This window comes from Microbulbifer pacificus, from assembly GCF_033723955.1.
Lineage (GTDB): Bacteria > Pseudomonadota > Gammaproteobacteria > Pseudomonadales > Cellvibrionaceae > Microbulbifer > Microbulbifer pacificus.
In genome coordinates this window covers 3,445,141-3,470,352 of sequence record NZ_CP137555.1, presented here as the reverse complement: position 1 = coordinate 3,470,352, position 25,212 = coordinate 3,445,141, and the positions used below count along the sequence as shown (strand labels likewise).

The window sequence follows — 25,212 nt, the reverse complement described above, 5'->3', positions numbered from 1 at the left end:
AGATGGAAGAGCAGTACAACCCCTCAGCAGTCGAAGCCGCCGCCCAGGCCCACTGGGAGGACAATAAAAGCTTCGAGGTGAAGGAAGACCACAGCAAGGAAAAGTTCTACTGCCTGTCGATGTTCCCCTACCCCAGCGGCAAGCTGCACATGGGGCATGTGCGCAATTACACCATCACCGACGTGATCTCCCGCTACCAGCGCATGCAGGGCAAGAATGTACTGCACCCCATGGGCTGGGACGCCTTCGGTCTGCCGGCGGAAAACGCCGCGATCCAGAACAAGACCGCTCCGGCCAAGTGGACCTACTCCAATATCGATTACATGAAAGGCCAGCTGAAAGCGCTGGGCTTCGGCTTTGACTGGTCCCGCGAGCTGGCGACCTGCAAGCCCTCCTACTACCGCTGGGAGCAGTGGTTCTTCACCCGCCTGTACAAGAAAGGCCTGGTGTACAAGAAAAACTCCGCGGTGAACTGGTGTCCCCACGACGCCACCGTACTCGCCAACGAGCAGGTAGAAGACGGCTGCTGCTGGCGCTGCGGCACCACCGTGGAGCGCCGCGAACTGGCGCAGTGGTTTATCAAGATCACCGACTACGCCGAAGAACTGCTGAAAGACCTCGACCAGCTCCCCGACTGGCCGGAGCAGGTGCGCACCATGCAGCGCAACTGGATCGGCAAGAGCAAGGGCGTCGAGCTCGCGTTCGCGCTGCCGAAGACCATCGCCGGCGTCGATCACTTCGACGTGTACACCACCCGTCCGGACACCTTGATGGGCGTGACCTATGTGTCCCTGGCGGCAGAGCACCCGATCGCGCTGGAACTCGCCGAGTCCAACCCCGAGCTGAAAACCTTCATTGCCGAGTGCAAAAAGCAGTCCATGGCCGAGGCCGATATGGCCACCATGGAGAAGAAAGGCATGGACACCGGCATTGTGGCCATCCACCCGCTCACCGGCGAAGAAGTTCCGGTGTGGGTCGCTAACTACGTGCTGATGGATTACGGCTCCGGTGCCGTCATGGCGGTGCCCGCCCACGACCAGCGCGACTGGGAATTTGCCAAAAAGTACGACCTGCCGATCAAGCAGGTTATCGCGCCCGCGGGCAATGAACCCCTCGACCTGGACAAGGAAGCCTTTACCGACAAGGGCGTGCTGGTCAATTCCGGCGGCTTCGACGGTCTCGACTTTGACGCCGCGTTCAACGCGATCGCCGACGGTTTAGAGGCCGCCGGCAAGGGCCGCGTCACCACCAACTACCGCCTGCGCGACTGGGGTGTATCCCGTCAGCGCTACTGGGGTGCGCCCATCCCCATGTTCAACCTGGCCGACGGCACCGAAATCCCGGTACCCGCGGAGAAGCTGCCGATCCTGCTGCCGGAAGATGTGGAGCTGGACGGCGTCACCTCGCCGATCAAGGCCGACAGCGAGTGGCGCAAAGACGAATACAACGGCGAAGCGGTAGAGCGTGAAACCGACACCTTCGACACTTTCATGGAATCCAGCTGGTACTACGCCCGCTACACCTGCCCCGACTTCGAGGAAGGCATGCTCGACCCGGAGCGCGCCAACTACTGGCTGCCGGTAGACCAGTATGTAGGCGGTATCGAACACGCCATCCTGCACCTGCTGTACGCGCGTTTCTTCCACAAGCTGATGCGCGACGAAGGCCTGGTGAAGAGCGACGAGCCCTTCAAACGCCTGCTGTGCCAGGGCATGGTGCTGGCCGAATCCTTCTACAAGGAAGTCGACGGCCACAAAACCTGGATCGCCCCCACCGCCGTGGACGTCGAGCGCGACGACAAGGGCAAACCGATCAAGGCCATCGAGCGCGCCACCGGAGAAGAAGTGGTTGCCGGCGGCGTGGTGAAAATGTCCAAGTCCAAGAACAACGGCATCGACCCGCACGCCGCGGTACAGGAATACGGTGCCGACACCGTGCGCCTGTTCACCATGTTCGCCGCGCCGCCCGAGCAGACCCTCGAGTGGCACGACTCCGGTGTGGAAGGCGCCAGCCGCTTCCTGCGCAAACTGTGGAAGACCGTACACGGCCATCTGGAAGCCGGCGACGGCAGCGCAGAGATCGACGTAAACAACCTCAGCGACAAGCAGCAGCAACTGCGCCGCAAAACCCACGAGACCATCCAGAAAGTCAGCGACGACTACGGCCGCCGCCAGACCTTCAACACCGCCGTCGCCGCGGTCATGGAACTGCTGAACGAAGTAGGCAAGGTGGCGGAAAGAGATTCTGCCAACGGTCTCGCCGTAGAACGCGAAGCCCTGCAGGCGGCAGTGATGCTGCTCGCCCCGGTCACCCCGCACATCTGCCACGAACTGTGGAAGCTGCTGGGCAATGGCAGCGAGCTGGTCGACACCCAGTGGCCGCAAGTGGACGAAAAAGCCCTGGTGCGCTCCACCATCACCCTGGTGGTACAGGTGAACGGCAAACTGCGCGCGAAGCTCGAAGTGGCCGCGGACACCGACAAGGCGACCCTGGAAAAAATGGCGCTGGAAGACGAAAACGTCGTGAAATTCACCGACGGTCTCACCGTGCGCAAGGTGATTGTTGTTCCCGGCAAACTGGTCAACGTTGTAGCCAATTGAATAAAGGGCCCGAGTTCAACGCTCAGGCTTACGAAGCATAAAACCGTGATGCGAAGGCAAAGTGCCGGGTAAGGGTTTTTGAAAGCGTCGGCAACAGGGATGTTGCCGACGCAGCGTACAGGGATGTATTCACAGCGGTTTCAAAAACCCTTACCCGGTGCTTTGCCGCCACCGGAATTAATAAAGAACCCAACGGACCTCGATGAAAACAACCACGCTTCGCACACTGACCTTAATCCTGGCCGTGACAATCTCAGCCTGTGGCTGGCACCTCCGCGGCGCACCGAAAAACTTCCCACCCGGAAGCAAGCTCTACATCACCACCGAAGATCCCAGAAGCGAACTCGCCGAGAGCATCACCCGCCTGCTGCAAACCAGCGGCCTGCCCCTGGCAGAAACCCCGGTCGAAGCTGACTTCACCCTCACCATCCACAAAGAAATCGAACAGAAACGCACCGTCTCTGTGGATGCCAAAGGCCGCGCTTCAGAGTATGAACTCATCACCAGCGCCGAATACAGCGTGCGTGACAATACAGGTCGCGACCTGCTCACCAACGCCAAAGCCGACGTCTACCGCACCCTGGAATGGGACGACAACGAAGTCGTCAGTAAAGGCGAAGAAGAACGCCTGCAGCGGGAAGAGATGCGCCGCGAACTCATCAGCCGCATCATCGACCGCATTCGCCGCCTGGACATCAGCGCGCCCGTCACCGACAACCCCGCCACCCCTTAAGGGCAAGGGACCAACATGGCTCGCATAACCCCCAGGCAACTAAGCCAAAACCTGCGCCAGGGCATAGCCCCCATTTACGTCGTCACCGGCGACGAACCGCTACTGGTACAGGAGTGCTGCGACAGCATCCGCGACGCCGCGCGCAAACACGGCTTCTTTGAACGCGACCTGCTGCACGGCGAACACAACTTCGACTGGGGACAACTGCTCTCCGCCGCCGGCAGCCTCTCCCTGTTCGCCGATAAAAAAATCATCGAACTGCGCCTGCCCGGCGGCAAGCCCGGCGACAAGGGCAGCAAAGCGCTGCAGGAATTCGCCAGCATGGGGGCCGACGACACCCTGCTGTTACTGGTGCTACCACGACTCGACCGCGCCCAGCTCAACAGCAAGTGGGTCAAGGCACTGGAAGAACGCGGCGTACTCATCCAGATCTGGCCCGTGGACGCCACGGAAATGCCGCGCTGGATACATGAGCGCCTGCGCGCCGCCGGCCTCGAAGCCGAGCCGGAAGCCATCCAGATTCTCGCCGAGCGCGTCGAGGGCAACCTGCTCGCCGCCAGCCAGGAAATTGAAAAGCTGAAACTGCTGGCACAGGACAGCATCATCACCGCCGATATCATGAACAACGCCGTCGCCAGCTCTGCCCGCTACGACGTATTCGGCCTGATCGACAAGGCGCTGGCCGCCGATGCGGCCGGCGCCGTGCGCACACTCCAGGGCCTGCGCGCGGAAGGTGTGGAAGCCGCTGTGGTGCTGTGGGCCATAGCGCGGGAAATCCGCACCTTGCTGGAAACCCAGCAGAAGCTGGATCAGGGCCAGCCGATCAACCGCCTGGTGCGTATCCAGAAGCGCCAGCCGTTGATCCAGGCTGCGTGCCAACGCCTGCGCCCACGCCAGCTGGAAAACTTCCTGCTGCGCGCCCGCGCGGTGGACAACGCCATCAAGGGCGGCAAGGAAATGGACCCCTGGGCAGGACTGCTGGAGCTGACCCTGAATCTCTCCGGCAAGCGCAGTATTTAGCCCGCCACCACGGTCGATGCAGGAAGCGACTCACCGCTCCTGCATTGCACTTCTGTCAATTTGGCACAACTAGACAATCAATCGGGCGCCCGTAGACAAGCCTCCAACGGCACAAACCTCTAGGATATTCGGCATTGCCAACTGGGGTGGCTAAGCTTGCCCCATCAGTACCAGAATAACGGCACGGACCAATATCCATGACAGATAAAAAAGCGCTTTCCGACTTCGCCAACACCCATACCGTGCTCAACCAGCCAATGCCCCTGCAGGGCCACAATCTCTACGCTGGTGATACCGCACTCCGAGAAGCTGTCACACGTAACGGCGGCCACTGGGGCGAAGAAGACCTGCAGCGCTACGGCGAGATCTGCGGTCGCCCCGAGTGGATCGAGCGCGGCTTTCAGGCCAATCACTACAAACCCGAATTCGAACCCCACGACCGCGTGGGCAACCGCATCGACCAGGTCAACTACCACCCTGCCTACCATCAGCTGATGCAACTTGGCCTCAGCGAGGGCCTGCACTCCGCGCCCTGGACCGACCCGAAGCCCGGTGCCCACGTTGTGCGCGCGGCCAAGTATTACCTGCACTGCCAGGTGGAATCCGGCCACGGTTGCCCGGTGACCATGACCTTCGCCTCGGTACCCTCCATTAGCCTGACGCCTGCGCTGGCGAACGAGTGGCTGCCGAAAATCACCGACCGCGGCTACGATCCCAGCAACCGCCCGCACACCGAAAAATCCGCGCTCACCATCGGCATGGGCATGACAGAAAAACAGGGCGGCTCCGACGTGCGCGCCAATACCACCACCGCCACTCCTTTGGGCGATGGCAGCTACGAGCTCGTCGGCCACAAGTGGTTTACCTCCGCCCCCATGTGCGACGCCTTCCTGATGCTGGCGCAGACCGAGGTTGGGCTGAGCTGTTTCCTGGTACCGCGCTGGCGACCGGACGGCACGAAAAACCCGATTCAGGTACAGCGCCTCAAAAGCAAGGCCGGCAACGTCTCCAACGCCTCGTCCGAAATCGAACTGCGCGGCGCGCTCGGCTGGCTGGTGGGCGAAGAAGGCCGCGGGGTACCGGCAATCATTGAAATGGTCTCCACCACCCGCTTCGACTGCATGATCGGTTCCAGCGGCGGCCAGCGCCAGGCGGTGGTACAGGCGATCTATCACGCCAGCCAGCGCAGCGCGTTCGGCAAGACCCTGATCGATCAGCCGCTGATGCAGAACGTGCTCGCGGACCTGCAACTGGAAGTGGAAGGCTCTGTTGCAATGACCATGCGCATGGCGCGCGCCTTCGACCATCTCGACGATGAGCGGGAAAAGCTGCTGATGCGCCTCGGCGCCGCGGTGGGCAAATACTGGATCTGCAAACGCACCCCGCACCACGCCTACGAGGCCATGGAGTGCCTAGGCGGCAACGGCGTGATCGAAAACTTCATTACCGCCCGCCTCTACCGTGACGCCCCCATCAATGCCATCTGGGAAGGCTCCGGCAATATCCAGGCGCTCGACGTACTGCGCGCAATCGCCAAAACCCCGGCCGTTCTCAATAACTGGTTCGACGAACTGGAGCGGAGCAAAGGCAGCGACCTGCGCTACGACCGCGCAATCGCGCAACTGAAAAACCAGCTCGCGAGCATGGACGATATCGAATACCGCGCGCGGCATATCGTCGACCAGCTGGCGCTGACCATGCAGAGCCACCTGTTGATGCAGACCGGCAACAGTGCTGTGGCCGAGGGTTTCATTGCCTCGCGCCTGGGTGCCCAGGGTATCGGTAATACCGGTACCCTGCCGGTAGGTGTGGACGTGAAAGCGATCATCGAGCGCGGTAATCCGCTGACCATCGCGTAACCCAGCGCAAATCTCATTCGTACCCCGGCTGTGCCAGCGATTCACGACAGTTTCTAATTCGCTGATCGTTCACGGCCCGGGGCTCCCGCCCCATCTCATTGCTACCTGTTCCCCACCCTCCCAAGCCGCTGCTCAGCGCAGCGGACAGCCCCGCTGTGAATGCGTATTGCGACAAAGGTTGCAGGTGTGCGACACCTGTCGTACGCTTACCCCATCAGTCACAAGGCACGTTCCTATGAAACCGCAACCCTCGGCGTCCGAGCTGGCAATCCTCAAGGCTCTCTGGCAACAGTCGCCTCTCAGCGCCCGCGAGATTCACCAGCAGATTGAAGAACAATTGGGCTGGTCCTATTCCTCTACCCGTAAGACGCTGGACCGCATGCAGGACAAGGGCCTGCTACAGGCCTTGGAAGTACATGGACTCAAGGTGTTCGAAGCCAAAGCAGATAAGGTTCCGACGCTGGCTGCGTATGCGCGGGATTTCGCCGAGCGTGTTCTGGAAATAAAAGGTCCGGTGCCGGTCTCCTTCTTCGCCGGTAGCGAGTTACTCAGCAAAGCCGAATTGATGGAACTGGAAGCCCTGCTGGCACAAGAAGGTGAAGGAGAAACGGAACAGGGAGACGGCGATGATTGAGTGGCTTGCACAACTTGCGCTGTCCAGCCTTATCTCCCTGGTCGTCGGCACCACCACCATGGCAATACTGGTACTGCTTGCCCGCCGCCTTGACTGGCTCAATAGCTGGCGCGAGCCCTGGCTGGCGGCCGCGGTACTGACCTTCGCCAGTTTTTGCCTGGGATTCCTGCCCGCCGCAGACAACGCGCCGGCCATTCAACTCAGCCTGCCGGCACTGACAGAGCCAACCCAGGCAGCCGCTCACGCGGCAGTTCCTATCAGTGAAATCAAAGACTCCCCCGCTTCCTTGTCCTGGGCATTTATGGCCTGGGGCTGGATCTGGGCAGTGGGCGCGGCCATCAGTCTGGCGCGTCTGGTATTGGGCCAATGGCGACTGGTCAAGTTGGTGCGGCGCGGCAAGCCACTGCCGGCGGAGGGAGAACTGGCGCGGCATCTCGGCGTGGAAGACGCTCCGAGAAACATGAAACTGGTTCTGGTGCCGCAGCGGATCTCGCCTTTCGCCGCTGCCCTGCCGACACCGACGCTGGTACTCAGCCAGTGGATGCTCGACAACCTGTCCCTCGAACAGATCCGCCTGGTTGTCCGTCACGAACTGGAACACCTGGCGCAACGGGATCCACTGGTGGTGCTGGGCCTGCAATGGATGGCGGCGCTGCTGTGGTTCAACTGGCCGCTGAAGGCGCTGGCGAAATTGGCGGTGGATGCCCTGGAGCAGGGTTGTGACGAGCAGGTACTCAGAAAAGAAAACCCGAAACGGCGGAGGGCCTATGCAGAAGCAATGCTGAAGACCCTCCGCCAAACCGCGACAACTCACGGCAATGATCCTGTCGCGGCATTCTCAACGCAAAACCAAAGGAGCTTCACCATGAGAATCCGCCATATTCTGGACGGCAAACTGAGCGCCCGCAAGCGCCCCAACACAGCGCTGTGGGCCATGACCCTCGGCGGCGCCCTGTTGCTGAGCCTGCAACCGCAGCTGGCACTGGCCGACAAGGTCGCGGAGGCGTTTATCCATCCGCTGCCTAACGCCAAGGTGACGTCGAGTTTCGGCATGAGACCCTGGCCGATCAAGGACGAGCAACACAATAAAAAACGCCTGCACAAGGGTATCGACCTGAGCGCGGCCCGGGGCACTCAGATTCAGGTACCCCGGGCGGGCGTGGTCACCTTCTCAGGTGCCGACGGCGCCAGCGGTGAAGTGGTGATTATCGACCATGGCAATGGTACGGAAACCCTTTATGCACACCTGGACAAACGCCTGGTGAATAAAGGTGAGCGGGTCGCACAGGGTCAGATCCTCGGTCTGGTGGGCAGCACCGGCAAGGCCACCGGACCGCACCTGCACTGGGAGCTCCACCAAGACGGTGAAGTGGTTGATCCGGCAAGCCAGGTTCCGTTTTTTGCAAAGCAACCGGTATTGGTGCTGGCAAAGCAGTAACACGCTGGTTGCGAATTCGGACGGGGGCGGCCCCCAAATAAAAAAGCCCCGCCGAGTGGCGGGGCAAACAAGGAACGATCGGGAGTTTCAAGTACCGGGATTCCGGAGCCGTGCGGCTCCAGTTCCGGACTCAGTAGAAGCTATAGCGCACACCCAGCTGGCCGCGTACCCCGTAGTACTCCACCTGTTTCGGACGATCCTCACTGCCGATGTAATACGTCAGCGGTTCATCGGTGAGATTGATGGCCTCGGCAAAAACCACCAGGCGGTCATTGACCGTGTAATTGGCGCTCAGGTCGAGGCTTGTGTACTTGCCATAAAACTGATCTTCATCCGGATTGTCACCGTGTTCTTCCACATACTCGCCCTTGTGGTTCTGGGCCAGGCGCAGGGAAAAATCACCATCATCGTAGTAGACGGCGATGTTGTGCAGCAGATCCGCCTGACGGGAAATTGGCACTGTTCCATCGCGACCCGGGATGGTCATTTCTGAATCCATCACGGTCACATTGGTGGAAACACCGAGATTGGCCAGGGCGCCGGGCAGGAAGTCGAGCTTGCGAATCAGGTTGAATTCCAATCCGTGCAACCAGGCATCGTCACCATTTTCCGGGCGGTATATATCCACACCGGACTTTCCATTGTAATTACCTTCCTGCACCGATTCAAAAATTGGATCGGTAATATCCTTGTAAAAGTATCCGGCGGAAACCAGGCCCGCATCGCCGAAATAATGCTCGTAGATGGCATCCAGGTTCCACGAATAGGTGGGCTCAAGTTCCGCGTTACCACCAAGGAATTCATTATCGTGTTCCGCGTAGTAGCCACCCGGGTTCAGGTCACCAAAGTTGGGGCGGGCGAAGGTTCGCGTCAGGGCCAAACGCACATTGCTGTCTTCGGTCAATGCGTACTTCAGATGCGCGGAAGGCAGTACCGAGAGGTAATCTTTCTTGCCCTTGAACGGCTGCAGATGGCCCTCACCGCTTTCATCCTCGACATAAACCTGGCTGTCCACTTCGGTGGTGGTCTGGGTCAGGCGCAAACCGGCCACCACAGTGGTGCGGTCGTTCATCAGGTACGTTGCCATGCCGTAGCCGGACAGGTGCTTCTCGGCCAGTTCAAAGTTGCGACCGAGCGCATTGCCATTACTTACCAGAGCGGATTCCTCGTCCACCAACTGGAACTGATCGCGGTTCTCGTTCCAGAAGCGCGCCAGGTCCGACATGGATGCCACCTGGGAAAACTGTGAAGCGTAGTCCACACTCACATCGTCGAGGTAGTCGCCGCGACCCGGCTGATCTGACAGCGCGAAATCCGACAGCAGCACTGGGTTTTCACCTGTCCACTCGTAGAACTCATCAGCAAACACGGACACACGTTCCTTGTCGCGATACTTCATGCCCATTTTCAGTTCCAGTTCACTGTTGAGCTCACTGGTGAAATCGAAAGAAGCAACGACCTTGTCTTTTTCGTTGACGTAAACCTTGTACAGCTCCACCCATGACAGTGCAGCCTGGGCCGGGTCCATTACAAAACCGTCTGGCAGATGCGTAGATATGGCGTTGGCCGGATCGGTGCCGCCGTCGATGGTGTTGTACGCCAGACCGTCGTCAGCAAGCCCTTCGTATCCCACATTCTTCTGGTCAAAGCGCACCACGAAATAGGAGCGGTCTTCGCCATTGGGAATCGCACCATAGTGGAATTCATTGTCGTAACTGGCCAAGCTCCAGTCGAGCATTGAGGTTTCGCCCAGCGCATGTTCGCCACCGAATTCGAAGCCCTTCATCTCGGTGATCAGCTCGTTGTGAATATGCTGAAGCTCGATGCGATCCTTGTCGAAACGCAGGCGATGTTTGTAATGCGTCTCTTCGTCTGCCAGGGTACCGTAGAGCCCGCGCACAAAGACACGGTCGTCATCACTGAAATTGTATTCCGCACCCAGATTCATGCCGAGAGTTTCGCGGTTGCCGGTGTAGTCACGCAGTTCCAGGCGGTAGATGCCATTGCCATCGCGGCGCGGCTCGAAGTTGTCGGTAGCCCAGTCGCGGCTCCAGCCCGTCATGTTGACGATATAACCGAATTTGCCATCTTCGCTGCGATCGCCAAACAACAGATTGAGCGACTTGATATCACCGTCGGCCTTGTCGGCGTAACCACCGGCCACAGAGATATCCAGGGTGCGGGATTCCGGTGCGGTACGGGTAATGAAGTTGACGTTACCGCCGATGGAATCTCCTTCCTGATCTGCCGTCACCGCCTTGGTTACTTCGATGCGCTCAATCAGTTCAGAGGGAAAAAAGTCAAACGCGGTGGCGCGGGAGGTGGTTTCCTCTTCCGCGGAGGGCAAACGGTGGCCATTCAGGCTCGATGAACTCCACTCAGACGGCAGACCGCGTACCGCCACAAAGCGGCCTTCACCCTGGTCGCGCTCGATAGACACACCGGAAACACGCTGAACCGCTTCTGCAGCATTGCGATCGGGCAGTTGACCGATGCCATCGGCGGAGACCACATTCACTATGCGGTCCGATGCACGCTGTAATTCAATTGCACGCAGCTCGGTATCAAACATACTTCCGAGTACGACGATTTCTTCGATATTGCCACTCTGAGTGGCCTGTTCCCTGGCTTCCGCCACCCCGTCATCGGCGTGTAGGCCCTGTGCCACGATCAGCGCAATGGCTGCCGGCAGCAATTTGTGACTATTCATCATCCACCCCTGCTTTCAATTAGCGTTCTACGTCTGGCCTTGAGATTTATTTCGCCCACACACATCTGGACTAGACCAGAATCCTAGGCCGCCCCTGTGACGCTTTTGTAACAGGACGATTAAATTTGTTTGCTGAAATTCTTACACCGCCTTTTTCAATCCAAGGTCTGCACCCATCGAATGCAACTGTCACCTTGCGGTCACGAAACTGACATTTCATACCCCTAATATTTGGTCTAGACCAGATCCCAAAGGGGGAAAATGTGCGTACGCAAAACATGGGTACCAGAGACGAGACTGAACAAGCGGTGAAAGCCAACAGGATTGCGTTGGTTATGTTTTCAGGGCTTGCCGCCTTCTCTACTTACTTCTGCATGTACGCTTTCCGCAAGCCGTTCAGTGCAGCGACATTCAGTGACGTGGAAGACTGGCACTTTGAGATGGATTACAAGACCGCGCTGATCATTGCGCAGGTACTCGGCTACGCACTGTCCAAATTTGCTGGCATCAAGGTCGTTTCAGAGATGCAACCGCAGCGCCGCGCTTGGATTCTTGTCGCCATGTTGCTGGTCAGCCACCTGGCACTGGTGGGGTTCGCCCTGCTGCCGGCACCGTTGAATGTCACCATGCTGTTTATCAACGGTATTCCGCTCGGCATGGTGTGGGGGCTGGTTTTCAGTTATCTCGAGGGGCGCCGGGTAACAGAGGCACTGGGAGCCATTCTGTGCGCAGCATTGATTGTCTCATCCGGTGCGGTAAAGGCCGTCGCCGCCTATTTACTGGTGGAATGGCAGGTCCCGGAACTTTGGATGCCGGCCCTGGTAGGCGCGCTGTTTATTCCCCCCCTGCTTGTGTCCGTGTGGTTGCTGGCGAGAACACCGGCACCGGACCGCGAGGATATGGCCGCGCGCAAACCGCGACCACCGATGGATGCTGCGATGCGCAATGCGCTGTTGCAGGAAACCGGACTGGGTCTGGCGGCGCTGGTGGCAGTATATGTTTTCCTTACGGCATTTCGCGACTTCACCGACAACTTCGCCGCGGAACTCTGGTCCGCCCTGGGTTATGGCGAAGCGCCGGAAATATTCCTCACCAGTACGCTTCCGGTGACGCTGGTCGTACTTGGCAGTCTATGGCTGTTGATGTTCATCCGCAGCAATTACCTGGCCCTAGTGTGCAACCAGTTGGTAGTGGCGGGCGGTGGCCTGCTGTGCATTGCGGCCACCTATGCCTTTGAAAACCGATGGATCGATGGTGCCAGCTGGATGATCGCGATCAACACCGGGCTGTATATGGGGTTTATTCCGTTCAATTGCCTGCTGTTCGAGCGCCTGGTGGCCGCTTCGCGTTCCATCGCTAACGCGGGCTTCCTTATCTACCTGGCAGACGCCTCCGGTTACGCCGGCAGTATTTGTGTGCTTCTGTACAAAACTTTTGCGCAGCCGGATCTCGCCTGGTTGCCGTTCACCCTGCAATTCAGTTACGTCGCCGGTGGTGCCTGCATGTTACTGATTGTTGTCTCCCTGCTGTACTTCCGGAAACTCGACCCCGACATGCAGCGCGACGATTCGGTTTCAACCCACACCACCGCAGCATCCACCTGATAAACAAAAACAACCATTTAAGTGATTACCTATGAAATTTGATCTCGCCATCGTGGGCGCCGGTGTACTCGGTAGTTTTGCCGCACTGGAAGCACTTAGAAAGGGAAAGCGTGTACTTTTGCTGGATGCCGGGGTAATCGCACGCGGCGCCACGGTACGCAACTTTGGGCAACTGGTTCCCTCCGGCATGGCACTGGGCCCCTGGCGGGAACTCGGTATCCGCTCACTGTCCATTTACCGACAGCTGCAACCAATGGTGGGGGGTGCGATCTGGCAACAGGGATCCACCTATATTGCCTCCACGCCGGAGGAAGCCATGCTGCTGGAAGAGATGCACGCAATCGATTGCGCACATAACTACCGCTCACAATTGCTGACCCCGAACCAGTGTATGGAAAAAATGCCGGCTTTGCGCGCGGAGTACTGCCATGGCGGCCTGTACTATCCCGACGAGATGAGTGCGGAAAGCGGACAGCTGATGCCGCGCTTGTGGTCACTGCTGAGCGCCAACCCGGCATTGACCCTGCGCCCTGGCACCCTGGTGCGGGATATCCGCGAGCGCGACGGCAGCGTAGAAATCCTTACCAGCAGCAACGAGTCCCTGCGCGCAGATCAGGCTCTTATCTGCTGCGGGCATCTGCTGAACCAGTTATATCCGGACATCACCCAGCACGACCAGATGAAGCTGTGCAAATTACAGATGCTGCGCAGCGAATCGGTGCCCGGCATCCGCCTGCCGGGTAACCTGCTCACCGGCCTCAGTATCCGCCGCTACGAGGCATTTCACAGCTGCCCGAGTTACCCGGTTCTGCCACAGCCGGTACTGGACCCGCGTTACGGAGAGTTCGGTATTCACATGCTGTTTCGCCAATCGGCTGACGGCAGCATCATCATCGGCGATTCCCACGAGTATTTTCCTGCGAACGACGTTACCTCCATCGACTACGAAGTGCGCGAGGACATCAACCAGCTGATGCTCGAAGAAGCGCGGAATATCCTCAAATTGCCTCACTGGCGTATGACGAGCTGCTGGAATGGCTACTACAGCCAGGACATGTCCGGGCAGAAGGTATTGCTGCGGTCCGTATCCGAGAAAATTCATCTGGTTACCGGTATCGGCGGCAAAGGCATGACCACTGGCCCGGCGCTGATGCAAAACGTCGTGCAGCAATTGTTACGAGGAGAAGCTCTGACATTGCCCCGCGAGCACAGCTATGCCTGATATCCGTAAAGCAAAACCGGAAAACTGCGACGCGGCAAAGGACATTCGATACCTGCGCTACCTGCTTGAAGAGTTCGGCCATCTGCCACTGGGCGAGCGTTGCAGCCAGCTGGAACACGCCCGCCAGTGTGCGGCACTGGCGCAGGCGGAAGGCGCGGCGCGCCCACTGGTGTGCGCGGCCTTTCTGCACGATATCGGCCACCTCCAGGCCCTGCACCTGCTGCTGCCGGGTACCGACGATGAAGGCCACAGGGATCACGACCGTATCGGTGCCCAATTATTGTGCCAGCTCGGATTTTCGGAATCCGTGTTTGTCCCGGTGGCAAAGCACGTGGAAGCCAAGCGTTTTCTCGCGGCCTGTGACGGGGACTATATCCAGCACCTGAGCCCCGCGAGCAAACGCTCACTGCAGTTACAGGGGGATACCATGTCCTCCGCGGAACGAAGCCGCTTTCTATTGGGTACGTATGCACAAGATGCCATTGCACTGCGGCTTTGGGATGAAGCCGGCAAGTGCGATTCAAAAGCCATTGCCGAGATGGACTATTGGCTCGATCTCTGCGAACTCGAACTCACTGCCGGTATCGCAGCCAAACAACTCCCGCAAAACATCACCTCTACTTCACTCGAGTCCAACGGATGACTATAACGATGACGAGACAACTGGAAGCCATTATTTTTGACTGGGCCGGCACGCTCGTGGACTTCGGTTCGCGCGCTCCGCTCAGCGCATTCATGCAGGTATTTGCTGATGCCGGCATAGACATCAGCGAAAGTGAAACCCGTACGCCCATGGGTACGGAAAAACAGGAGCACATCCGGCGCCTGCTGCAAATGCCGCGCATTCGTGACGCCTGGCAGGCTGCGCACAATACTCCGGCCACAGAAGCCGACGTAGCCCGGCTTTACAAAAACCTGGGACCAGTACAGCAACGTGCTATCGACCACCACAGCGCCGCGGTACCTGGCGCGACTGCGGCCTTCTCCATGGCGCGCGCGCGCGGCCTTAAAATCGGCACCACTACCGGTTACAGCCGCAACATGATCGAAGGCATGTTGGAAGCTGCGGCGCAACAGCAGTTGCTTCCCGACAGCGTAGTGGCCGCCGATGAAGCCCCCGGCGCGCGTCCCGGCCCCGCCGCCGCCCTGCGTACGGTGATCGATCTGGGGATTTCTTGTGTGAGTGCATGTGTCAAAGTGGACGATACAGCCCCCGGTATCGACGAGGGCCGTAACGCCGGCATGTGGACCGTCGCGGTCGTATGCAGCGGCAATGCGCTCGGTCTGTCGCTTGCGCAGTGGCAACAGCTGGATGAGCAGCAGAAAAAAACGCAAAGAGATCGCGCCTATCGCGCACTGGAATCCTGCGGCGCCCACTATCTGATCGACGATGTTTCCGAGCTTGAAGCGGTACTGGTGGATATCAACCGCCGCCTTGCGCTGGGTGAAACACCGTAATTTTTCCGTTGTTTTTGATGCGGCCAGCTCGCTCCCTATGAGTTAGGATATGGCCGCATCCCCTTGTTTGAGTGAAGTATTGTGTCCCTCGCCTACGACGACATCAAAACCCATATCTGTAGCCTGATCGGAGGCGGCCGCCTGGCAGCGAATGAGAAACTGCCTTCTGAGCGCGAGCTGGCCGAGCACCTGCAATTAACCCGTATCACCCTGCGTGACGGACTGAATCGCCTGGAAGGCGAAGGACTGATTTACCGGCAAAACCGCCGCGGCTGGTTTGTCGCGCCGCAGCGCTTTGTGATGAAGCCGGCACACAAGGTGGATTTCAATCGCATGGCGGAAGAGCAAGGATTCCACCCCAGCACCCGGGTATTGCAACTGCGCCGTCAGCAACAGCGTCGGGAAATTTACCAAGCGTTTGGCCAGGAAAAATCCAGTCGTTTTTACGCACTGCGCCGGGTGCGCAGCCTCGACGGACGCGCAGTGATGGTGGAAGACAGCTTTTTACCCATAGAGCGTTTTTGCGGCGTGGAAGAGCTGGACCTGTCCGGTTCTGTTACCGCGCAACTACACGCCCGTTACGGCGTATCTGTCAGCCGCGAGCAGTGCAATATCCAGATGGGACATCTCGAAGAGTGCTATGCGGAACCACTGGGAATTCACGCAGGTGCCCTTGGCCTGAAAATTCTGCGCCTGCGCTACGACACACAGGAGCGTTTGATCGACTACAACGTCGAGCACTGGCTGCCACACGCCATTGAAATGGAAGTCGCCACCCGCTGACAGCCCGTCCATTTCAGCCTTCTTTTGCGAGGCGAGAACCAGCGCACAACGCGTTGTCGCCTCTACCTCTGTTTTCTCCATTTAGTCATTGTCAGGTCACGCCAGCTTCACTGGCATTTCATCCTGTCTCGTTAACCTGAAATCCTGGTCTAGACCAGCATTCCATATCACAGATTAACGGGAAGAAAATCCATGAATCGTGTTACACATTGGTGTTGCGCCTTACTGGCCATCGCCTGCTGCACCGTGGCGCAGGCCCAATCCAACAATAAAGTTTTGCTGATCGGCGTCGACGGACTCCAGTACGAGAAACTGCTGTCCGTGAATACACCCAACTTCGATCGCCTGCGCGTGGAACAAGCCTACACCGGTGGTATCAACGGTGCCGCCAACCAGCAGACCACGTACAGTGGGCCCGGCTGGTCCACCATCCTCACCGGCGTATGGGCCAATAAGCACCGGGTGACATCCAACAGTTCCGGTTTAGCCAACAACGAATTTCCGAGCTTGTTCAAGCGCATCAAGGATGCGGACAGCAATCACTGGGTGGGCAGTATCGTTAACTGGAGTCCCATCAATACCCAGTTTTTTACCCAGGACCTGGGCAACGCCGACCTGGTATTGAGTGGCCTTTCCGATGACCAGGTGACTGCCCAGGCCATTACCCGGATCAACAGCGGTACGCCGGACTTCCTGTTCCTGCACCTGGACGAACCCGATCACGCTGGCCACAGCTACTGTTTCGGCAGCGCCTACAACAGCAGCATAACCAGCACTGATACACTGCTAGGCCAACTGCTGGATGCCGTGGAAGCGCGCAACGCACAGGGCGACAACTGGTTGGTACTGGTCACCACCGACCACGGGCGCGACCCCCTCGGCTGCAACCATGGTGCGCAGACCAGTAATGAGAAAACCATTTTTATCGCAAGTAACCAGGTACTGAACCTGGAGCACAGTGAAAAAATCAGCGATATCAGCAATACCGATTTCGACGGGCTGTATGGACGCTCCGCGCAGACCGCCATTGCACCCACGGTATTGCGTCACCTCGGCATCAGTCTTGATCGCGACTGGAAACTGGATGGCACCCCGCTACTCGGCAATACCGGCGCGCGTAAACTGTTGCCCGGAGACAACAGCACCGCAGAGTGGTTTGCGCAGACTGCCGGCCAGGTCGATGTGTACCGCAACGGCGAACTCGTTGACAGCGTGGATGCGCTCGCGCGTAGCTGGCAGGACCAGAGCAGCTTCCACGGCACCGCCGATTTTGTATTCGTTCAGGACCAGACCCCAGTGGCACTGCGGCAGACCCGCCTGGATATCACCGCAGCGCTGGACTGGAGCACCAGCCGCGCCTACTACTTTCGCGATGACAGCCAGTATGTTCGCTACAACAAAACCAGTGACAGCGCCGACAGCGGTTACCCTCTGGCGATCTCTAACAGCACCTGGCCGGGACTCGGGGATTACGCCGATCAAATCGTTGCAGCCTTCAAGGCCAGTAGAAGCAAAGGCTATTTCTTTCTCGAAGACGGTCGCTATCTGCGCTACGACCTGAACAGCGACAGCGTCGATCCCGGCTATCCCAAACATGTCAATAACAATACCTGGCCGGGACTCGCTCCCTACGCAACGCAGATCCGCGCCGCACTGAAATGGCCGAACAGCAAGGTGTATTTCTTCCTGGCCGATGGCAGCTACCTGCGCTACGACATGACCAATGACAGCATCGATGGGGGCTACCCCAAGGCCATCAACAACAACACCTGGCCCGGTATGTCCGACTACGCCACGGAGATCACCGCAGCCCACCAGTGGAGCAACAGCCGCGCCTATTTTTTCCTGACCAACCAGCGCTATATTCGCTACGGCATCAGCAACGATCAGGTGGATAGCGATTACCCCAAAAGTATCAATGGCGATACCTGGCCTGGCCTGCTGAATCCCTGATGCTCTCGAAGTCGTTTCAGATTTAGGGTTGATGCAATAAAAAAAGCCGCGTACTGCGCCGGTGTTACCCGTGCGATACGCGGCTTGTTCATAGCACTCGCTACCAGTGTATGGTGGTGCCGTCCCAAAAGAGCAGCTTGCCAGTATCAGAATCCTGCAATCCTGCGATTACAGAAACCACTCTCTCCGCACTCAGGGCAGGCGCATACAATTTGTCTACAGCAATATTTTTCTGAAACGGTTTCGAAAGCGCGGTATCCGTAGTACCGGGATGAACCGCTACCACCCGGCAGGAATCGAGTTTGCGCCCCCACTCGATGGAAAGGTTGCGCACCAGCATATTCAGGGCCGCCTTGCTCATGCGGTAGCTGTACCAGCCACCGAGGCCATTGTCCTCGATGCTTCCGACTTTGGCCGACAGCGACGCCCAGGTGAGTGGAGACTGTCGCCGCAGCTGCGGCGACAGTGCCTGGGCAAGGTGCAGGTGGCTCAGTACATTGACAGAAATACTGCGAAGCAGTGCCTCATCGGTACACTGCAAAAGGTTTTTTTCCGGCAGGTGCCCATCCCAGTGCAGTGTGCCGCAGCAATTAATCACCCAGTTGGGAAGTGGCTGCGATTGCAGCCACTGGGCAGTCGCAGCCACCGATTCCGGGTCGCTCAGATTGGTTTTCAGGTGAGACTGGGTCGGCGCCAGTTGCACCTCCCCACGACTGACGGTGAGCAGTGTTGCGCGGGGAAACCGTGCAATCAGCTCTCTGCATAACGCGACGCCGAGACCACCACTGGCCCCGGCGACAAGGATACATGCAGGCGGCGAATTGTCCGGTTGATTCATCGGCTGCACGGTCCTCGCATCGCCCGCTCGTGGCTTACTTTTCCGGCTTGGCGGGCGGGGCTTTTTCGGCGCGTTTCTCGAAACCTTTCACCACCCGCAACATGGGCTCGTCGGAGCGGAAGATCAGCCCGTGTATTTCCGTGGTGTTCTGGCCCTGCAACAACTGCTGCAGGAACTGCACGATCTGCGCGGAGATTTCCTGCCCAGGTACCAGCACTGGAATCCCCGGGGGATAGGGCACGATCTCATCGGCGCAGGTGCGCCCCACCAGTTTCTTCTCCGCCGCCACGCCATTGTCCATCAGCGGCAGCTCTTCGGTTTCGGCGAAATAGGCATCCGCAGGCAGACAGCTCAGGCGGGTGAATTCCGGCAGCTGGCGCGATGCGCTGATATGGCGGCGGCGACGCGGGCTGCGCGCGAGTTCCTTCAGCGCGTGCACCAGCCGCAGTAATTTGCTTTCGGTGCTGCCGATGGTCACCAGTACAGTGATGGTGTTGTAGGTGGTTTTTTCCACCTGAATGCCGAACTGGTCGAACAGTTTTACCTGGATTTCCTTACCGGAGAAGCCGCTGCCGGTCACATCAATGGTGACCTTGGTGGGATCGAGGCGGATATTGTCATTGGCGAGTGGCGCCGGGATCAGGTCTTCACAGGTAAGCGCGCGGAAAACCCCGGTGGCGTCCACTTCACGACGCAGGGTTTCCACCATCTGCAAGCAGTGACGGAGGCGGCCGTAACCTTCCATCGCCATCTGTTTGCGCGCTACATCCAGGCTCGCAATCATCAGATACTGCGGACTCGTGGAAGCGTACATGTTGAGGTTCTCGCGGAAACGGAACTCGTCGAAGTCCGGGTCCTGCACGTGAATCATGCTGGCCTGGGAAAACGCCGACAGCATCTTGTGTGTGCTCTGGGTGACATAGTCGGCACCGCACTCCAGTGCCGTCGGCCGCAGTTCGGTATGGAAATATCCGTGGGCATACCAGGCTTCATCGATCAGCACCTTCACACCGCGCTCGTGGGCGTAGTCGATGATGGGTTTGAGGTCGTAGCGCAGGCCATCGTAGGTACAGGAGGTAATCACCAGCAACCCCGCATCCGGATGTTCGTCCAGCGCCGCTTCGATATCCGCGCGGCGCACGGGGCCGTAGATACCGAACTGGGGATGCAGGGTGGACTTCAGATACACCGGTTCCACCCGGTTCATCACAATCGCGTGGTGCACCGACTTGTGACAGGCCTGATCGACAATGATTTTTCCGCCACCACCGAGTATCTGCTGGATCACCACCTTGTTGGCGGTGGACGTACCATTGGTGAGGAAGAAGGTGTGCTCGGCACCGAAAGCCTGGGCTGCCAGGTCCTGGGCTTCCTGAATCACCGAGTGGGGCTCGAGCAGGCTGTCCAGTACCTGTACCGACACCGAGAGATCCGTGTTGAACACATGCTCCCCCATAAAGCGGTAGAAGTCCCCTACCCAGGGACTATTGCGCAGGCTGTCACCGCCGGAGTGGCCGGGGGTGTGCCAGGCATCGCGGGCAGAGAATACGTATTCCTTCAGCGTATCGGCAAATGGCGTGGAAGCGCGGCGGGCGATGAATGCCTGTACCAGGCGAAACATCTGGTTGAAGTTACACTCGCGGCGGTCAAACAATTCATCAAAGCGCTTGCGCACGGAAGCGGGTGCACCGCCCTGGTCGCTCAGAAATGAATCCTGCGCCACCAGAAAGACATTCAGCTGCGCACGCAGATCATGCAGGCGATCCGCCAGTATCTCCGCCCCCTTCAACTCTTCGGGACTGCAGCCGGCATCGATGATCAGCGCCTGCAGTTTGTCCTCAGACAGCAGGTAATTTTCCAGCGCGCTGTGCATCACCGATTCGAAACGCAACCCCAGGGGATTTTCATGCTGGGCGGCGGTGGTATTGAGCGCGCTCACCCAATTGCAACTGAGATCGCGGTCATTACTGACCAGTGCCACCCGGCATTCCAGTGGCTGGCGCTGCTCTCTCAGATTGCCCAGATCAGGCATCGTCATTTCCATATCGCGTCTTCTTATCTTTAAGCATAGAAGGCGGATACTAAATGAGGCAGACGACGAAAACGGAGAGTTGCGATGATTTGGGGGTTCATGCGGAAAATTGGTCGAAACGCAAAATCAACCAATGGGAAATGTGATCACATCAGAACTTGGCACTCTGCACTTCACCATTGAATTGCAGGCAGTGCTGCACACGCACTTGCTGTACGGGCGTCAAATCATTCACCGGAAAATATTCGAATTCCGAATGCTCCGATGACAGCGTAATGCCCCCATTACCCTTGAAGTGCGCGCGAAAAATAAATACGTGCGAATTGTAGACCCGGTGGTAATAGACGCCACTCAGGTAGTCGATGACGATGTCCCGCCCCAGCTCCTCACGACACTCCCGATGCAGCGCCTCGTGTATGGTTTCACCGAGATCCAGTGCACCACCAGGCAGACCCCAGGATTTGTCGGCGTAGGTGGCGCGTACTTGCAGCACGCCACCCTCGTCATTGGTGATCACCGCATGGGCGCTCAGTTTGTAGGTATCGTCAAATCCCATCCGTGGACCTTGCGGTTTTATCTCAGCTTCCGGTACCCCGGGCCAGCTCGAAGCCGATGCCCAAAGTCTGTACCGACTCATCGTAGTCGATCAGGCTCTCGCCGTAACCATTGAAATACTTCACGTAACCGCGCACCCGATGCCCCATGGGGAAGCTCCAGCGCAGTTCGCCCGCGCCCTTGTTGTCCGAGCGCAAATTGTTGCGCAGCATCAGCGACACCGCGTGCTGCCCGATTTCCACACCGCCGGTGAGTTCGAAGTGGCCGAGGTAGTACTCCAGGTCCGGATTGTCGTCCTCCTCGCGACTTTCACGTATGCGGTACCAGGGCTTGAAGGCGAGATAGTACTCGTCGTGTTCAAACACAAAATTGGCGTAAATCCGGTTCCAGCTGCGGGAATACGGTTCGCTGCGGCCATTGGACTGGTGATTGATGGCGAGCTGGTTGGCGACGTTCTGGAACCCGAACACGGTCCAGTCATTCAGCCAGGTCATGATCAGTTCCGGCTCGTGGTTGGTCTCGCGAAACGGCGAGGAATCGTCGGAATTGTAGGCCTGCCAGAAGGAGCGGTTGGTGTAGGCGACACTCATGAACGACGCCTTGCCGAGGAACCCCCGCCACACCGGCACCTGCACCGAGAGCTGAAACTGCACCTCCATCGAATCCAGGTCGAGAGGCTCGCCGTTTTGCACCTCGTCTTCGAGACCCGCTTTGTTCGGATGCGGATTATACGTGGCCGGCAGCAGGTAATTGACCTTGTGGGAGGCGAGCGTAAACGGGTTTTCCGCCGCGTCGCGAATGGCCTTGGCGCGCTTGCTGAACAGAACCTGTCCCTCGTCCGGCGACTCCGCTTCCGGCACCGTGGCAAAAAGCGGGGTTTCCGCTTGCGGGTTGTCGCGCATCACCGCCAGTTTGCAGCGGATACGCATTTCTTCCAGGGTGATATTGGCGGGCGCGGTCAGCAGCTGTTCCCGCAGGCAGTTTTGCTGGCGTCGCTCCTCGCTCTGCAGCGAGTCGTCCATCTGCAGCAGTTCGATTTCCCGCTCCGGCGGCGGGACCTGTTCCGCGCCCTGCGGGGCGAGTTCTCCCGCCCCGGGTTCTGCTTCTTGCGCAACGCCATCCGGATTCGGCTCCGGTTCCTGGGCAAAGGCGTACGAGGAGAACTGGGCTCCACACAACAGGAACAGGGCTATCGGTTTGACAAGATTCAGAGGGAAATGGCTACGGGGTACAGACAAAACAGGCGCTCCAGGGCAGATGCAGGGCGCCAGTGTACACGGTTTGTGAACGGGTGTTGTGCGGCGGGTCAGATCCAGATCAACTCCGGATCAGCGCGCACTTCAGCACAGGGAAACCAGTTCCGGAGACCATTCCAGGTCACGCAGGCGTACCTGCCACAACCGTCCGGTGCTGCTCGGCCAGTCGTAGCCCACCAGCAGGCCGCGTTGGTCCACAAAACAGTAAGCGTCGCGCTCGGCCTCATCACCCAGATAGGAAAAAACGCGGATATCCGGCCCCAGGTCATGTACCCCCTGAATATTCGCATCTCCGGGGAGTATGGCGGCACGGCGGTGATTCACCCGCGGCGCCAGCAGCTTGCCGCGCTGGGAGGGATCCACAATATCCGGCGTCACCACTTCCACGCCGAATTCCATATCGCACAGGCGCAGCAGCAGCGGCCCCATGAAGATCCGCATCAACGGAAACAAAAGACGGTTATTGCCGGTAAGCACGCTCTGCTGCAGCCCGTTGGGACCGGTCCACTCCGCCTCAATGGGGTTGCCCATGGCGGGTGCCTCGCCGGCAGCGGGGGCGAGACGGTAGTGGGCGTTTACCTCGTCCATCTCGTCTTTCCACACCACGCGGCACTCGGTGACCAGACCCGCACTCATCAGGGCATGCACTTCCATTCCATGACCCTGCTCGCCCACCAGCCGACGGCTGACCAGCATCAGGCCGCCCTTGTCGTCGCGTCCCAACTGCCAGTCGTCCTGCACCGGCATCGTTCGCCCATCGCAGCTGTACTGGTATCGACCCTGGGCCAGGTTAGCAGTCATTCGCATAAGATCTTCGTCCGTGATATCTCTTGATGCTGAAGGTGATTTGAAGGGTGCAAACGCACAAAATTGATGCATGGATTAACGCGCTCTTACCTGCAAAAAGTATTGCACAGGGGTAAAGATTTGCTGCGGATTTGTGAAATTTGCGGGAACTTTTTATGAGGACGAAAACACAGCTCCGGACATAACCCGAATGAAGATTTCCCCAAAGGGCAGGAACGGCAAAGTGCTCCCGGCTTGTGACTTTGGGGCATAATCGATGGGTTTGTTACACGAGCTGGTTACATTGAGGCTCGCTACAGAGTTCAACAGGGAGAATGGCCTTTATGCTCGAATGGCTCAATCTACACATTGCCTACTGGCACTGGCTCGTTCTGGGGCTGCTGCTGGTCACAGCGGAGATTTTTGTTTCCGGTTTTATCCTGTTCTGGTTCGGGCTCGCGGCACTCGCCATCGGCGTGTTGCTGATGCTGGTGGGCATTCCCATCACCGCGCAGTTGTTGCTGTGGGCGGGCCTGTCGGTTGCGCTGGTGCTGTTGTGGCTGAAATTCATCAAGCCCAACTGGAAAGACCGCACCACCTCCGGCATGGCCATGGAGGCACTCACCGGCCAGGTGGGCTCGGTGATCGAATCCAATATCGGCAGGCCCCGCGGCCGCCTGCGCTTCCCTGCGCCAATTCTGGGGGAGGACGAGTGGCAGTTCATGAGTACCAGCGAAATCGCCATTGGCGAACGGGTGAAGGTACTCAATATTTCCGGCAACACCCTGGTGGTCAGCCCGCTTTGATAGGTTCGGCGACAACGCCGGCAATTTTTTCGACAACAACGGTTTCAATGTGGAAATTTGAAGGGGGAGTAAAACATGGAAGGATTATCTGTAGTTGTAGCGCTGGTGATTCTGGTGATCATCACCATCGGCATGGGCGTGCGTATTGTGCCCCAGGGCTCCAAACATATCGTGCAGCGGCTGGGTAAATACCACAGCACCCTGAACCCGGGCATGAACATCATCATTCCCTATGTGGATCAGGTGCCCTACAAGGTGACCACCAAGGATATCGTGCTGGATATTCCCTCCCAGGAGGTGATTACCGAAGACAACGCCACCATCATTGCCAACGCCGTCGCCTACATCAATATCGTGTCGCCAGAGAAGGCGGTGTACGGGGTGGAGGATTACGAGATCGCGATCCAGAACCTGGTGCAAACGGCGCTCCGCTCCATTATCGGTGAGATGTCACTGGACTCGGCGCTGTCGTCCCGCGACCTGATCAAGGCAAAACTGAAGGAAGCCATCTCCGACGATATCTCGGATTGGGGGATCAATCTGAAGACGGTGGAAATCCAGGATATCAATCCGTCCGCGACCATGCAGAAGGCGATGGAAGAGCAGGCGGCGGCAGAGCGCCAGCGCCGCGCCACCGTAACCCGCGCCGAGGGGGAAAAGCAGGCGGCCATTCTGGAAGCGGACGGCCGCCTTGAGGCTTCCAAGCGGGATGCACAGGCGCAGATCGTTCTGGCGGATGCCAGTCGCGAGGCCATCGAGCGGGTTACCCGCGCCATCAGCGACCAGGAGCTGCCGGTAATGTACCTGCTGGGTGAACGCTATATCGGCGCGCTGGAAAACCTCTCCGCCTCCGACAACGCCAAGAACATCATCTTCCCGGCGGATCTTCCGCATGCCATCAAGGGATTATTGAATCGCTAATCGC

General features: G+C 58.6%; 20 protein-coding genes. 14 read left to right on the top strand and 6 right to left on the bottom strand.

Annotation, left to right across the window (positions count from 1 at the left end; all coding sequences use genetic code 11):
• Positions 1 to 2 precede the first annotated feature (2 nt).
• The 6 genes from leuS (at position 3) to R5R33_RS14755 (ending at position 8,284) form a co-directional block, all read left to right on the top strand.
• On the top strand, positions 3 to 2,600 hold the full coding sequence (leuS, locus tag R5R33_RS14780; protein ID WP_318955745.1) for a leucine--tRNA ligase: 2,598 nt from the start codon (positions 3 to 5) through the stop codon (positions 2,598 to 2,600).
• A gap of 244 nt (positions 2,601 to 2,844) precedes the next feature.
• Positions 2,845 to 3,333 carry an LPS-assembly lipoprotein LptE gene (locus tag R5R33_RS14775; RefSeq protein ID WP_318953467.1) on the top strand — a complete coding sequence of 163 codons (489 nt, stop codon included), beginning with the start codon at positions 2,845 to 2,847 and terminating at the stop codon, positions 3,331 to 3,333.
• A 15-nt stretch (positions 3,334 to 3,348) separates the two neighbouring features.
• The gene (holA, locus tag R5R33_RS14770; RefSeq protein WP_318953466.1) at positions 3,349 to 4,353 is read left to right on the top strand and encodes a DNA polymerase III subunit delta; all 1,005 of its coding nucleotides are present in this window, start codon (positions 3,349 to 3,351) and stop codon (positions 4,351 to 4,353) included.
• A 197-nt stretch (positions 4,354 to 4,550) separates the two neighbouring features.
• Positions 4,551 to 6,212: an isovaleryl-CoA dehydrogenase gene (locus R5R33_RS14765; protein WP_318953465.1), complete on the top strand. Its 1,662-nt coding sequence runs from the start codon at positions 4,551 to 4,553 to the stop codon at positions 6,210 to 6,212.
• A gap of 235 nt (positions 6,213 to 6,447) precedes the next feature.
• Entirely contained in the window at positions 6,448 to 6,846 is a 399-nt protein-coding gene (locus R5R33_RS14760; RefSeq protein WP_318953464.1) for a BlaI/MecI/CopY family transcriptional regulator, read from the top strand.
• A complete protein-coding gene (locus R5R33_RS14755) occupies positions 6,839 to 8,284 on the top strand; it encodes a M23/M56 family metallopeptidase (protein ID WP_318953463.1) in 1,446 nt (481 codons plus the stop codon). Before R5R33_RS14760 ends, R5R33_RS14755 begins: the two co-directional genes overlap by 8 nt.
• A gap of 130 nt (positions 8,285 to 8,414) precedes the next feature.
• Here the strand turns inward: R5R33_RS14755 and R5R33_RS14750 are convergent, their stop codons facing one another.
• Positions 8,415 to 10,994, bottom strand: coding sequence for a TonB-dependent receptor (locus tag R5R33_RS14750; protein WP_318953462.1), 2,580 nt, complete (start codon positions 10,992 to 10,994; stop codon positions 8,415 to 8,417).
• A 335-nt stretch (positions 10,995 to 11,329) separates the two neighbouring features.
• Between R5R33_RS14750 and R5R33_RS14745 the strand changes: the two genes are divergently transcribed.
• The 6 genes from R5R33_RS14745 to R5R33_RS14720 all read left to right on the top strand — a co-directional run bounded on the left by R5R33_RS14745 (position 11,330) and on the right by R5R33_RS14720 (position 18,014).
• Complete coding sequence (locus R5R33_RS14745) at positions 11,330 to 12,598, top strand: DUF5690 family protein (protein WP_318953461.1); 1,269 nt, start codon at positions 11,330 to 11,332, stop codon at positions 12,596 to 12,598.
• Between the two features lie 31 nt (positions 12,599 to 12,629).
• The gene (locus R5R33_RS14740; RefSeq protein ID WP_318953460.1) at positions 12,630 to 13,820 is read left to right on the top strand and encodes a TIGR03364 family FAD-dependent oxidoreductase; all 1,191 of its coding nucleotides are present in this window, start codon (positions 12,630 to 12,632) and stop codon (positions 13,818 to 13,820) included.
• Positions 13,813 to 14,463, top strand: coding sequence for an HD domain-containing protein (locus R5R33_RS14735; RefSeq protein WP_318953459.1), 651 nt, complete (start codon positions 13,813 to 13,815; stop codon positions 14,461 to 14,463). The genes R5R33_RS14740 and R5R33_RS14735 overlap by 8 nt, the downstream gene beginning before the upstream one ends.
• Positions 14,464 to 14,471: 8 nt before the next feature.
• A complete protein-coding gene (gene phnX / locus R5R33_RS14730; protein ID WP_318953458.1) occupies positions 14,472 to 15,278 on the top strand; it encodes a phosphonoacetaldehyde hydrolase in 807 nt (268 codons plus the stop codon).
• Between the two features lie 81 nt (positions 15,279 to 15,359).
• A complete protein-coding gene (locus R5R33_RS14725; protein ID WP_318953457.1) occupies positions 15,360 to 16,061 on the top strand; it encodes a UTRA domain-containing protein in 702 nt (233 codons plus the stop codon).
• A gap of 192 nt (positions 16,062 to 16,253) precedes the next feature.
• Positions 16,254 to 18,014, top strand: coding sequence for an alkaline phosphatase family protein (locus tag R5R33_RS14720; RefSeq protein ID WP_318953456.1), 1,761 nt, complete (start codon positions 16,254 to 16,256; stop codon positions 18,012 to 18,014).
• 100 nt (positions 18,015 to 18,114) lie between these two features.
• Here R5R33_RS14720 and R5R33_RS14715 read toward each other — a convergent pair whose 3' ends face one another.
• The 5 genes from R5R33_RS14715 to R5R33_RS14695 form a co-directional block, all read right to left on the bottom strand.
• Entirely contained in the window at positions 18,115 to 18,852 is a 738-nt protein-coding gene (locus R5R33_RS14715; RefSeq protein WP_318953455.1) for an SDR family NAD(P)-dependent oxidoreductase, read from the bottom strand.
• A gap of 34 nt (positions 18,853 to 18,886) precedes the next feature.
• Positions 18,887 to 20,884, bottom strand: coding sequence for an aminotransferase class I/II-fold pyridoxal phosphate-dependent enzyme (locus R5R33_RS14710; protein ID WP_318953454.1), 1,998 nt, complete (start codon positions 20,882 to 20,884; stop codon positions 18,887 to 18,889).
• Positions 20,885 to 21,035: 151 nt separating this feature from the next.
• Positions 21,036 to 21,440, bottom strand: coding sequence for an NUDIX hydrolase (locus R5R33_RS14705; RefSeq protein ID WP_318953453.1), 405 nt, complete (start codon positions 21,438 to 21,440; stop codon positions 21,036 to 21,038).
• Positions 21,441 to 21,462: 22 nt separating this feature from the next.
• A complete protein-coding gene (locus tag R5R33_RS14700; RefSeq protein WP_318953452.1) occupies positions 21,463 to 22,677 on the bottom strand; it encodes a phospholipase A in 1,215 nt (404 codons plus the stop codon).
• A 102-nt stretch (positions 22,678 to 22,779) separates the two neighbouring features.
• Positions 22,780 to 23,496, bottom strand: coding sequence for an RNA-binding protein (locus R5R33_RS14695; protein WP_318953451.1), 717 nt, complete (start codon positions 23,494 to 23,496; stop codon positions 22,780 to 22,782).
• Between the two features lie 329 nt (positions 23,497 to 23,825).
• On the opposite strand from R5R33_RS14695, the gene R5R33_RS14690 reads away from it, so the two are divergent.
• Positions 23,826 to 24,287, top strand: a complete 462-nt coding sequence (locus R5R33_RS14690; RefSeq protein WP_318953450.1) for an NfeD family protein — start codon at positions 23,826 to 23,828, stop codon at positions 24,285 to 24,287.
• Positions 24,288 to 24,362: 75 nt separating this feature from the next.
• On the top strand, positions 24,363 to 25,208 hold the full coding sequence (locus R5R33_RS14685; protein WP_318953449.1) for an SPFH domain-containing protein: 846 nt from the start codon (positions 24,363 to 24,365) through the stop codon (positions 25,206 to 25,208).
• Positions 25,209 to 25,212 lie beyond the last annotated feature (4 nt).